General features: G+C 56.6%; 11 protein-coding genes. 9 read left to right on the plus strand and 2 right to left on the minus strand.

Annotated features, from left to right (window positions below):
- Position 1 precedes the first annotated feature (1 nt).
- From FJV47_RS10575 to FJV47_RS10585, 3 genes are all read left to right on the plus strand, one after another.
- Positions 2-652, plus strand: a complete 651-nt coding sequence (locus FJV47_RS10575) for a CoA transferase subunit B (RefSeq protein ID WP_159612709.1) — start codon at positions 2-4, stop codon at positions 650-652.
- The gene (locus tag FJV47_RS10580) at positions 649-1,818 is read left to right on the plus strand and encodes an acetyl-CoA C-acyltransferase (RefSeq protein WP_159612710.1); all 1,170 of its coding nucleotides are present in this window, start codon (positions 649-651) and stop codon (positions 1,816-1,818) included. Before FJV47_RS10575 ends, FJV47_RS10580 begins: the two co-directional genes overlap by 4 nt.
- 238 nt (positions 1,819-2,056) lie before the next feature.
- Complete coding sequence (locus FJV47_RS10585; protein WP_159612712.1) at positions 2,057-4,588, plus strand: hypothetical protein; 2,532 nt, start codon at positions 2,057-2,059, stop codon at positions 4,586-4,588.
- A 107-nt stretch (positions 4,589-4,695) separates the two neighbouring features.
- On the opposite strand, the gene FJV47_RS10590 is transcribed toward FJV47_RS10585, so the two are convergent.
- On the minus strand, positions 4,696-5,256 hold the full coding sequence (locus FJV47_RS10590) for a histidine phosphatase family protein (protein WP_159612714.1): 561 nt from the start codon (positions 5,254-5,256) through the stop codon (positions 4,696-4,698).
- A gap of 65 nt (positions 5,257-5,321) precedes the next feature.
- Complete coding sequence (locus tag FJV47_RS10595; RefSeq protein WP_235026415.1) at positions 5,322-6,155, minus strand: metallophosphoesterase; 834 nt, start codon at positions 6,153-6,155, stop codon at positions 5,322-5,324.
- A gap of 236 nt (positions 6,156-6,391) precedes the next feature.
- On the opposite strand from FJV47_RS10595, the gene FJV47_RS10600 reads away from it, so the two are divergent.
- The 6 genes from FJV47_RS10600 (at position 6,392) to FJV47_RS10625 (ending at position 12,472) form a co-directional block, all read left to right on the plus strand.
- Positions 6,392-7,342 (plus strand): beta-ketoacyl-ACP synthase III, encoded by a 951-nt coding sequence (locus FJV47_RS10600; RefSeq protein ID WP_159612716.1) that lies wholly within the window; start codon positions 6,392-6,394, stop codon positions 7,340-7,342.
- Between the two features lie 162 nt (positions 7,343-7,504).
- Complete coding sequence (locus tag FJV47_RS10605; RefSeq protein WP_159612718.1) at positions 7,505-7,693, plus strand: hotdog domain-containing protein; 189 nt, start codon at positions 7,505-7,507, stop codon at positions 7,691-7,693.
- A 127-nt stretch (positions 7,694-7,820) separates the two neighbouring features.
- The gene (locus FJV47_RS10610; protein WP_159612720.1) at positions 7,821-8,522 is read left to right on the plus strand and encodes a FadR/GntR family transcriptional regulator; all 702 of its coding nucleotides are present in this window, start codon (positions 7,821-7,823) and stop codon (positions 8,520-8,522) included.
- Positions 8,522-9,517 (plus strand): asparaginase, encoded by a 996-nt coding sequence (locus FJV47_RS10615; protein WP_200831992.1) that lies wholly within the window; start codon positions 8,522-8,524, stop codon positions 9,515-9,517. The genes FJV47_RS10610 and FJV47_RS10615 overlap by 1 nt, the downstream gene beginning before the upstream one ends.
- A gap of 49 nt (positions 9,518-9,566) precedes the next feature.
- Positions 9,567-10,982, plus strand: coding sequence for an aspartate ammonia-lyase (locus FJV47_RS10620; protein ID WP_159612722.1), 1,416 nt, complete (start codon positions 9,567-9,569; stop codon positions 10,980-10,982).
- A gap of 14 nt (positions 10,983-10,996) precedes the next feature.
- Complete coding sequence (locus tag FJV47_RS10625; protein WP_159612724.1) at positions 10,997-12,472, plus strand: amino acid permease; 1,476 nt, start codon at positions 10,997-10,999, stop codon at positions 12,470-12,472.
- Positions 12,473-12,564: the final 92 nt, after the last annotated feature.

Genomic DNA, 12,564 nt, shown 5'->3' on the forward strand with positions numbered 1-12,564 from the left:
CATGTGGACTCGTGATGAAATGGCGGCCATCGCCGCAAGTGAATTGACTGACGGACAATATGTGAACCTCGGCATCGGAATCCCGACTTTGGTAGCCAACAATCTGCCAGAAGGCGTATCGGTGAAGCTCCAGAGCGAAAACGGATTACTAGGCATGGGTCCCTTCCCCTATGAGGGGGAAGAAGACGCAGACCTGATCAATGCCGGCAAGCAGACGGTCACTATTTTGCCCGGCGGTAGCTTCTTCGATTCGGCCACTTCCTTCGGCATGATTCGGGGCGGACATGTGCAAACAGCGATCCTCGGTGCCCTGCAGGTTGCGGCCAATGGCGACCTGGCCAATTGGACTATCCCGGGCAAGCTCGTCAAAGGGATGGGTGGCGCCATGGATCTCGCAGCCGGAACACCTAGGGTGATCGTCCTAACCGACCATACGGCCAAAGACGGAACCAGTAAGATCGTCGAATCCTGCGACTTGCCACTCACAGGTGTCGGCGTCGTGGATCGAATCATCACCGACCGCGCAGTATTCGACATTGAACAAGGTTCACTCATCTTGCGCGCAATAGCGCCGGGAGAAAACGTAGAAAGCATCAAAGAGATCACGGCTGCAAAATTTGCCGTGGCCATTCTGGAGGATCTAAAAGCATGAGCGCAAAAATCGTCGGCTACGCCCGCACACCATTTGTGAAGTTCAACGGGGTTTTTGCTAGCATTCCGGCCACCGAGCTCGGTGCCCACGCAGCCAAGGCCGCTCTAGAGCGTGCAGGTGTTGATCCCAAGGAAGTACAGCAGGTCATCGTGGGGCAGGTTCTTCAGGGAGCTGCAGGTCAAAACCCTGCTCGGCAGTCCGCAGTGGGGGCAGGGATCCCACTGAACGTTCCTTCTATTGCGGTGAACGCGGTCTGCCTTTCGGGTGCTGAAGCAGTAGTTGCAGGTGCACGATTAATTAATAGCGGTGAAGCAGACATCGTCGTAGCTATCGGTCAAGAATCCATGTCATTAGCACCTCATGCCCAACGTGCTCGCGCCGGGGTGAAGCACGGCGCTATCGAAATGATCGATACCCTCGCCTATGACGGCCTAACCGATGCGGCTGAAAAACGCTCCATGGGTGCTTCTACTGAAGAACACAATGGCGAGCTTTCCATTAGCCGAGATGCGCAGGACGCTATTGCCGCACGCTCACACCAGCTAGCGGCAGCTTCACGTGACTTCGCAGCACAGGAAATTGCGCCGTTCACCGTCACTACACGAAAGGGCGAGAGTACCTACGCTGAGGACGACGGCATCCGTGAGAGCACCACTACCGAATCTCTCGCAAACTTGCGTCCTTCGTTCGCCAAAGATGGCACGATCACTGCCGGCAACTCATCGCAGATCACTGACGGGGCAGCAGCACTAGTTTTGGCCAGCGATGCAGCCATCGAACGGTTGGGGCTGAGCGCAACAGCAGAGATCGTTTCGCATGCCTTTGTAGCCGGTCCGGGACGCACCTTGCATGAACAGCCCTCCAACGCGATCGCTGCAGCCCTTGAGAAAGCTGGCGAAAAAGCGGAGAGTCTGAAGGCTGTCGAAATCAACGAGGCTTTTGCTGCTGTCGTCGTTGAGTCCACCAAGCTGTTGGGCATCGATGGGAACATCGTAAATCAGCATGGCGGAGCCACTGCGCTAGGGCACCCAATCGGCGCTTCCGGTGCCCGCATCATCGGCACCTTGGCACATCAGCTACAGGAATTACCGGCCGGTTCGCTGGGCGCCATTGGTATTTGTGGCGGCGGAGGACAGGGAACCTCGGTAGTGCTTCGATCCTTGTAAATGGGTAGTCCCGACAACTATGCCGGGGTCAGCGACATTATTTCTCGCTGGCCCCGGCATTTTTGTGCACCCGGGACAGGTATTTTCAGCTCGTCCCTTGGCGTCACACTCTCTGGACGAAGTTATTTTGTCCATTACTTGTGATATGAAATTGGTAGGCAAACTTTCAAGTTGCTCGACTTAATATCGGCAACTTTTCACGCTGCCTGATCATCATCGCATCACATCAGGAGTACCATTGGAAAATTTGCAGCAACCCGATGAACCAAAGGCGCAACAGACGCCACTTCAACCTCCGCCGCTTCCCCAGACCTCGACTGGACAAAATCCACAGGTAAAGAAGCTGATTAACGCACTCGTGGAACTCAAGTCTCGCGCAAGCCTTCAACTACTTGGGATTCAAGCCGCGGCTATCGCTGTTATTGGAATCGTTCTTGCCCTGTGCTACCTAATTCCTTTGGCATCCATGGCCAACGAATCAGGGTCCAGCAGCGATTATTCTGATGCGAGCTTTGCTTCGCAGATCAATTCGTTCAAAGCATTCATCGCGCTCTTCGGCGCAATGCTCGGCGGTGGCTTGAAGATCTCAGGTACTGGTGGCGGATTCGGATTCTCCGGAGAAGCGCATCTGGCTCTATCGCTGGTCTCGGTCACAGGTATCTTAGCAATCTGCGCCGCTAACTTTGTTGTAGTTCGCAAACTGAAGCGCTCAGTTCGCAACGGTGGGTGGAAGAGTGCAGCGCTGACGTCCGGCCTGCACGCACTGGTCCTCGCCCTTGTTTTCTTGATCATCTCGCTCTTTGGAAAACTCTCCATGGAAGCCATGGAATTTGTGAGCGCAACGGTATCCCCACGTTACGCAAGCGTGTTCTTTACGATCTTCCTGACAATCTTCTTGACCCAGTTCTTGGCGACAGCCCCCTTGCGGTATGGCCCGGCGGCTCCTCTGATCACGGGTCTCCGGGAAGCATTATTCTTGCTCGTCACTGTTGTAGCCGTCTTCGCAGTTGTTGGCATCATCGTGGCTCTGATCAACAAAGACGAAGATACGCCTTGGAGCATATACTTCTTCTTGATTCCTCTGCTCGGAACTTTGGGCTCCTACCTTGGAGCACTGGCATTCCTCGGAGCGTTGGCACCGAACGTTTCCGGTGTCGCTTCATCTCTTGCCGAATTTACCGGCGATTCTGTACCGACGACGGTGTTCCGTATCTGGGACTTCGCGGACGGCAAGGGCGCATGGCTTATCGTTCTCACCGTTGTACTGGTTATCGTTGTTGCCATCCGAGTCGGTATTCACCGCACGCGGACTGCAGGCATCAATTGGCAGCGAACCTGGCAACTGCCGGTTGTCTCTCTTGTTCTATGGATGCTTCTTGCTTGGCTGACCAGCATTTCATTAGGTGGCAAGATCAGTGCTGGTGAAATGGGTGAGATGTCAGCTGACATTTCCTTCGGCATTACCTGGTACTCCGTAATTTTCCTGGCCCTCGGGGCAGCTGTTGTGTCAATACTTGCTGAATTACTGCCCCTTCAGGTTTACCGATTTGCTCCCGGACTACTAACGGCCCTTGGTGGCAAGGTAGCAACTCATCGTTGGGTTTCCGGAGAGTCTCAGGTTCCGGCCACGCCGGCTTCTGCAGCGTCTGCTGATGCGCAGGACCCGACAGTAGGAACGCCAACCACCGCAATGCCGGTAACACCTCCCAACGAAGTAGCCACTACTTCGTATGCTGCAGTGCCTGCCTTCGCAGCACCTGCTCCAGCCCTTGAACCAGCCTCAGCAACTTCCAAGAAGAAAGCCAAAATTGCTGGATTTGGCGTGCTAGGCATTGCAGTTCTAGTGGGTCTTGGAATTGGAGCGGTCGCCTACTTGAATTCTCAGCGCAAGCCCGAAGCACAGGTAGAGCAGTATCTCTCCTTGCTGGCCGAGGGCAAGGCAGCCAAGGCCGGCGAAATGGTTGATCCTGGCATTGACAATGCCTCCCGAGCGTTGCTCACCGACGAAGCAATGGCCAATACGGAACAGCGTCTGAAGGTCGTCGATGTAAAGCGCGACTCCAAAAACGACTCGTCAGCCACCGTCACCGCCACCTACTCCATCAACGGCGAACAGCATGAACAACAATTCTCAGTTGACCGCGGGGATAAGGAATTCGGACTGCTCGACACCTGGGAATTGAACGAGCCATTGCTTGTTCCGGTGAAGATCAGTACTGACCAGGTCTCTGAAGTTACCGTTGGCAAGGCAAAGGTGCAGCTCAACGAAGGAGAGTCTTTCTACGATGAAACCCCTTCCACTTACACGGGCGACTTCTACGTTTACCCAGGTATCTATAGCGTCACTGCACCAAGTACCGATTACCAACAAACGGATGTTCAGGAACTGCGCGCGAACCACCCCGATGACATGGAAGCAGCCGTTACCCTAACCACCACGGCCACTGACAAGCTCGGAAAGCTGGTGCTGGACGAGGTACACAAATTCTCCACCGCATGCGTCACCCCACCGACAAATCTGGATGAAGGGTGCCCCTACGAGCTACAGGCCAAGGATTTAGAGTCCTTCTCGGTCAAGAAGCAGGCCGATGATGTGATGCTTGACGGAATGAATAGTTTCGAAAGCACCGATGTCACCTTCAAATACAAGGAAGCGGACACAGAATATATCGACTACGACGAGCGAGAAATTGAACGCAGCCTCAAAGGCGAAATCGATTGGAGCACCGGTCAGCCAGTTGTTACCGTCCACGGCTCCTCGTGGTGGTAAGCCGACGAATAGTAAGTAATGTTCGCTAGCTAGCGCTCAAATCACAGATCCGTGGGGTAGGTCATCTGGATGACCTACCCCACGGATCTGTGTTGTTTCTACTAGCTCTAGTGAGCTAACGGTTCGCGCGAAACGTAGTTGCTCAGCAACTGAACATCCAATTCACGATAGGTACCATTGGCGACCTGCGGGTCGGATTCTCCGGTCAGCGCACTAAACACCGAACTGATGAGCGCACCATGGCTAACTACGATCACGTTTTCGTCTGCGTGCTGTTGACCAATTTTGAACAGTGCGTTAACCGCGCGTTCCACCAGATGCTTTTCGGTTTCGCCCGACCCAATGTGCAGCTGACGCTGCTCATCAGCTGGATGACCGACAAGCTTGCCTTCCCATTCTCCGAAGTCTTGTTCCATCAGTTCTGGGCTTTCATACAGGGCACGGGTGCCAACGGTCTTGGCAATAATTTGTGCGCTCTGCAGAGCTCTGAACAGTGGTGAGGAGTACACCGCGGCCCAGGTGCCCTGGACGGCGAGTTCTTGAGCCAGGTGCTGGGCTTGCTGTACGCCCGTTTCGTTCATTGGCAGATCGCTGCGTCCGTGCAGTCGTCCGGCTTTGTTCCACTCGGTCTGTCCGTGGCGGACTAGTACAATTTTCTGTTCACTCATCGTCTTCTTCTTTCTAGCGTGCACCACAAGATTCTTAACTGCGGTGCAAAGTCTTCGTAGTTCAGTTATTGGGCGGTTTGTTGACCGCTGATTGGTGCTGGCCTCAAGATATCTTTTGACTTGGAAAAGAACTGTTCAGTTGAAGCAACAGTCCAGTTCACGCTTTTCTGACCCACCTGGAGGATGGCGAACCCTGCTCCGGGTTCCTCCAAAATTTCGTTGGGCGCAAATGGATTCATGTTGTACGAAACAGCAGGAGCCATAAATACCGGGGTAGTCAGTAGCTGGTTACTGGCAGCCTGATGGTAGTGCCCACACAAAATTGCTCGGACATCGCTACCCGCGATCAGAGCTGCCAACGCCATTGGGCCCTGAAGACCTCGCCCAGCTCGTTCTTTACTGCTAGCTTCCACTGGTGGGTGGTGTAGCAGGACAACTGATCCCATGGGAGCTGGTACTTTCAGCAAGGATTCCAGCCAGTTCAGCTGGTCCTGGTCTAGTTCGCCTTGAGCCAGTTGAAACCCACCACTATCTAGGCCGATGATGCGCAGTCCCATGACTTCATGCACGGTATTTGCGCCACGCGGTCCGGTGGAAAGACGGCGGGTATTAAATTCTGGTCCAACACTTCCGACAGGATCGTGGTTACCTGGAATGCTGATGACGGGGCATTCAAGTTCTTCCTGATAATCATTGAGTTTCGCTGCCACCACAGGATGGATGGGCGCGCCCCGGTCTGCAATATCGCCAGTCAAAACGACAGCATCCGGAGCAAAGTGCTTAGAGGCCAGCAAGGCCTGTTCCATGTGTTGCCACGGATCAATACTGTTGTTCAACAGTTGTCCCTTGGGGCGCAGATGAGTATCGCTCAGATGAACGATCGTTAGTGGCTTCATCATTCCCTCCCCGCGTCTTCCTGCTATTGAACCCATTGAACTCTTGGGTTCTAACTAACGGGTGAACAATCAGCGCACGGGGTATGAAGTCCTAACGAATCTCGATTACCGAACAAAAGTAGCCAAATGAGACAGATGTAGCGAGTCATACATGCATTCTGGGGTATATGAACAGCGAGTAGCACACAAAACGACTACCCTTAGAAGAGCAGATTTGAATCCACCGAGGAGCTATATCCATGACCGGCAGCAAAGTCGTCGCCTTTGGCCATTTTCAGCCAGAGCGCATCGTCCCTAACACCGAACTGGAAAAGTTGGTGGAAACTAGCGATGAGTGGATCACCCGTCGCGTAGGCATCGAAGAACGCCGCTGGGGCACCGGAGTAGAAACCGTCGACTCCATGGCCATCAAAGCCAGCGAAATGGCATTGAGCAACGCTACGGATATCACCGCTGCTGATATCGACATGATCATTGTTGCAACCTGCACCGCTACCGACCGTTCGCCAAATATGGCCGCCCGTGTTGCTAATGCTTTGGGTATGGAGCAGGGTCCAGCGACCATGGACGTCAACGTAGCTTGTTCAGGTTTTGCACACGCTGTTGGTCTCGCCCAAGGTGCTATCGCCACCGGTTCTGCCAAAAATGCCTTGGTCATTGGTTCGGAAATGCTGACCGATTACACCGACTTCACCGACCGCACCACCTGCGTATTGACCGCGGATGGCGCCGGCGCATTCATCATCACCGCTTCGGAAGACAACGGCATCTCGCCAGTGGTTTGGGGCTCGGTCCCATCCCTGTCAGACGCCGTGCGCATTGAAACCGAAAACAACATGAAGTTCGCACAGAACGGTCAGAGCGTTTACCGCTGGACCGTTACTCAGCTTCCAAAGATCGCTTCGAAGATCATCGAAACCGCCGGCTTGAAGCCAGTAGAGCTTGACGCTATCGTCCTGCACCAGGCTAACCTGCGCATCATTGAGCCACTGGCCGAGAAGATTGGTGCCCCTAACGCACGAGTCGCTACTGACGTGGTTCACTCCGGCAATACTTCGGCAGCTTCCATGCCATTGGCTTTGTCCAAGATGATGGCCTCAGATGAGCCACTGGCCTCAGGCTCGAAGGTTCTACTCTTCGCCTTTGGTGGCGGCCTGGCTTACGCGGGTCAAATCATCACGATCCCATAAGTGGCAAAACCATAGGGCGGGTAGGTTCGGCATCAAACTGGCCCTACCCGCCCTATGTCTTGCCTTGACTCTAGGTCAGGGGCCCAACCCGATGAGTCGCACTACAATCCGGTTAGTTCAGTCAACGTCGGCTTTTGCTACCGCCCATGATTCTGCGGCTGGATGCGCTGCGCTGCGCTTAGCACCCTACCCTCAAGAGCTGGCTACAGGAGTCTAGAAATAAAGGTCTCCTTCCTCCGACCCGTCATGATAGAAACCAGCACAGTCACCGCGCACGGTCGAGTCACTCGTCGTGGCAAAAGCGCCAGATTCTTCACAGCCAAAATGCGCGACAAGAATGAAGGCGTGTGAGCCACCGCCACAAGTACCTGCTTGGTTATTGACCTAGCGGGCCGGGAGTACGTCACTGACTTGCGTGTTCCCGTTCACTGAAAATTTCAACTTGACGTTGGGTGGATCACACCCCACACTGGTAAACGTGAACCTGTCAGACAGCTGGACACCCGGACAACAGCCGATTGAGCGTCGCTCCGCTGCCGAAGCCGTATTCCACGCCCTCCGCCTCGCCATCGAAGCCCAAGAAATCCCGCTCGGGAGCAAACTGGGCTCCGAGGCAGCCCTCGCCGCCGACTACCAGGTCAGCCGCTCGGTGATCCGTGAAGCCTTGCGCTCTTGCGCCGCTTTAGGCCTGACCCGTACCGAAACCGGGCGAGGCACCTTTGTTGTATCTCATCGTCCCACTCGCGAGCTCAAATTGGGCAGCTTCTCTTCCGATGACCTACTCGAAGCCCGTCCACACATTGAGGCTCCTGCTGCTGCCCTTGCAGCAACACGACGGACCACAGAAGATCTCGAACGCCTCAGCGGTCTGATCGAACAAATGAATCAGGAAGATGACGCGGTCGCCTGGGTCGAGCTCGACGCAGCCTTCCACGCAGCGATCGCCCGAGCCAGTGGCAACTCGGTCTTCACCAAAGTGGTGGCCGATATCCGCGAAGCCATGGCTCGTCAGTCCGAGACCGTGAACCTTGTTGATGGGCGCCTAGGCCCCAATAAGGAAGAACATCTGGCGATTTTCAAAGCCATCGAAGCCCAAGATCCACAGGCAGCTTCAGAGGCCATGAACAACCACCTCACCGCAGTACAACACGCAGTATCTCGAATCGTCAGGAGCCATTAGTGAACCCCGCAACAACCCAGCCACAAAGCAACCCGCTGGAAGCCCCGGTACTTCCAAAGCATGAGCCTTTGGTCGTAGCAACCCGCGGTGATGCAGTGGAGTCAATTCACTACGGTTCGGCAGTGTTGCTAGATGCTCAAGGAAATGTGCAAGCCAGCTACGGCGAGCCTCAAGCCGTCTTCTACCCACGCTCCGCATTGAAACCACTGTTCGCGGTAGGCATGCTGCGCGCCGGTCTTGAACTTGATGACCAGCAGCTTGCCCTGGCCGCGGCCAGCCATTCCGGTGCACCCATCCACCAGCAGGTTGCTACTTCCACTTTGAAGGCCGCCGGACTTGAAGCCTCGGCTCTAGGTAACTCCACCGACCTGCCCTACGGCGTGGCCGAACGCAACGCCTACCTGGCAGCCGGTGGCACCGCCACCCAGCTGGCACAGAACTGCTCGGGCAAGCATGCGGCATTGGTGGCCCTGAGTGAGCTGAAGGGTTGGGATACCGCTAATTACCTGCAGGACGAGCGCCTACTACAGATGTTGGCCGACACTGTGGAGGAACTGACCGGCGAGAAGATCAGTGGCGTGAGCACCGACGGCTGCGGCACCCCGGTCTACCTGATTTCCCTGATTGGTTTGGCCCGCGGCTTCGCCCGTCTGGCTGCCGCCGAGTCAGGCACCCCGGAAGCTCGAGTGGCCGCCGCCATGACTAGCTACCCAGAACTGGTCGCCGGCGAGGGCCGCGACGTCACCGCACTGATGCGCGCCATCCCGGGAGCGGTGGCCAAGGACGGATTTGAAGGCATTCAGGCGGTGGCCTTGGCCGACGGCACTTCCCTCGCGGTGAAGATCGCCGATGGCGGCGACCGTGCCCGCATGCCTATCACCGTCAAGCTACTGACCGAGTACCTCGGCGACCAAACCCCGGCGGCCCTGTCCGAGCTAGCCACCAGCCCAGCGCTCGGTGGCGGCGCTCCGGTTGGTCTACTGACCGCGCTTTAGATTTCTCTTATCCACGATTCACAACCCTTTTTCTGGAGAATAATTCACCATGTCTGAAACCTTGCTCAGCGGCGAAACGCGTAGCGAGCATGATCTGATTGGCGACCTCGACATCCCTGTGGAGGCCTACTGGGGCGTGCACACCCTGCGCGCCAAGAACAACTTCAACATCACCGGCACCACCCTGGCTGGCAACCCGCACCTGATCCGCGCACTGGCGCGCGTGAAGCAGGCCGCGGCTCGCGCCAACCACGAGCTGGGACTGCTGGACGTCGACCGCGCACGCGCGATCGACCAGGCCTGCGAGTCCATCGCTAACGGTTCACTGCATGACCAGTTCATCCTGGATCCAATTCAGGGCGGCGCTGGTACCAGCACCAACATGAACGCCAACGAGGTCATCGCCAACCTGGCACTGGAAATCCTGGGCCACAAGCGCGGCGAATACCAGTACCTGCACCCAAATGACCATGTGAATCTCTCGCAGTCCACCAATGACGCGTACCCCACCGCGGTCAACATTGCTACCCACTTTGCTACCCAGCCGCTGCTGGCCGCGATGCAGGTGCTCGAAGATTCCTGCAATGTCAAGGCCAAGGAATTCCGCACCGTGGTCAAGATGGGTCGCACCCAGCTGCAGGACGCGGTACCAATGACCGTGGGCCAGGAGTTCCGCGGCTGGGCAGTGACTCTGGGCGAGGATCGGGCCCGTCTGGCTGAATCGCTGTCCTTGGTCACCGAAATCAACTTGGGCGCTACCGCCATCGGCACCGGTTTGAACGCGCCAGCTGGCTACGCTGAGGCAGCCTGCCGTCACCTGCGTGAGCTGACCGGCCTGCCGCTGACCACCAGCCCGGATCTCATTGAAGCCACTTCCGATGTGGGCGCGTTTGTGCACCTTTCGGGTGTGCTCAAGCGCGTGGCGCTGAAGATCTCGAAGATCTGCAACGATTTGCGCCTCTTGTCTTCCGGTCCGCGAGCAGGTCTGAATGATATTCAGCTTCCTCCCGTGCAGTCTGGATCCTCGATCATGCCTGGCAAGGTCAACCCAGTGATCCCTGAGGTTGTTAACCAGATCGCCTACCAGGTGGTTGGTCACGATTTGACCGTCACCATGGCAGCCGAAGGCGGTCAGCTACAGCTAAACGCCTTTGAACCAGTGATCGCACATTCCATCGGCCTATCCCTGAAGCACCTGACCAATGGTTGCTTGACCCTGGCCGAAAAGTGCATCGACGGCATCACCGTTGATGAGCAGGCGCTACGCCGCGAGGTGGAGAACTCCATCGGCTTGGTGACCGCGCTGAACCCACGTTTGGGCTACGCAGCTTCCACCTCGGTGGCACTCGAAGCGTTGCACACTGGACGCGGCGTGGCGGAGTTGGTGCTCGAACGTGGGCTGCTCTCTGCCGAAGATCTCAACGAGTTGCTCTCCCCTGAGCGCCTCGCCAACCTCTCCGACTAGCTTCAAGGATCCTCATGGACTCACCCACTCCACACGCCACCGCGGCGCATGTGCCTGACGCCGCGCTCACTGCTGGCGACAACGATTACCACAAGGGCCTTTCCTCCCGCCAAATGCAGATGATCGCCATGGGCGGTGCCATCGGTACCGGCCTGTTCATGGGCGCAGGTGGCCGGCTGGCCGATGCCGGACCGGGCATCGTCATCTCCTACGCAGTCTGCGGCTTCTTCGCCTTCCTGATTCTGCGTGCGCTGGGCGAACTGGTCATGCACCGCCCTTCCACCGGTTCCTTTGTTTCCTACGCTCGCGAGTTCTACGGCGAGAAGGCGGCCTTCGCCACCGGTTGGCTGTACTGGCTGAACTGGGTGATGACCGCGATCGTGGACATCACCGCGGTGGCCCTCTACATGGGCTTCTTCGGCAAGTACGTGGCGTGGATCGGCGCGGTCCCGCAGTGGGTCTGGGCCCTAGCAGCCCTAGCCGTAGTGCTGGCACTGAACCTGATCTCGGTCAAGGCTTTTGGTGAGATGGAATTCTGGTTTGCGCTGATCAAGGTCATCGCACTGGTCGCCTTCTTGATCATCGGCTGCTACTTCGTCATCTTCGGCACTCCGGTAGAAGGTCACGAGGTGGGCTTCTCACTGATCACCGGCAATGGCGGTCTGCTACCTAACGGTTTCATGCCGGTACTGGTGCTGATGCAGGGCGTGGTCTTCTCCTACGCTTCCATCGAGCTCATTGGTACCGCAGCAGGCGAGGCAAAAAACCCTGAAAAGGTTATGCCAAAGGCCATTAACACCGTGATCATCCGTATTGCTGTGTTCTACATCGGCTCGCTGGTCCTGCTCTCGCTATTGCTTCCTTACACCGCCTACAGCTCCGGCGAGTCACCATTTGTGACCTTCTTTGGTTCCATTGGCGTTAAGGGCATGGATGTAATCATGAACCTAGTGGTGCTTACCGCTGCATTGTCCTCACTGAATGCTGGCCTGTACTCCACCGGACGAATCATGCGTTCAATGTCGCTGAACGGCTCTGCTCCACGCTTCGCCGGGCGCATGAACAAGTCTGGTGTTCCTTACGGCGGCATTGTGATCACCGCAGTGGTGGCAGTGCTCGGCGTGATCCTGAACGCCATCGTTCCGGCTGCAGCGTTCGAGATCGTGCTGAACTTTGCTGCCATCGGCATCATCGCTTCGTGGGGCATGATCGTGCTGTGCCAGATGGCTCTGGTGAAGTCGGCCAAGCGAGGCGAACAAGCGCGTCCAGGTTTCCGCATGCCGTGGGCCCCGGTCTCCGGTTGGGTCACTTTGGCCTTCTTGGTCATGGTGCTGATCATGATGGCCTTTGATAACCCGGTTGGCACCTGGACCATTGCCTCTCTGGTCATCATCGTTCCGATGATCATCGGCGGCTGGTACCTGTGCCGCGGCCGGATCAACGAGCTGGCTCGGGCACGTATGAAGACCGGGCGTCAGCCGGTCGAGTAGGCCAAGAGAAAACCAGCGTTCGATAAGGGACCGGTCGGAAACGTAGCTACTTGTTGCGCATCCGGCCGGTCCCTTGTCGTAGGCGCTGGTCC

The organism is Glutamicibacter sp. JC586 (assembly GCF_009805585.1).
In the GTDB taxonomy this organism is placed as follows: domain Bacteria; phylum Actinomycetota; class Actinomycetes; order Actinomycetales; family Micrococcaceae; genus Glutamicibacter.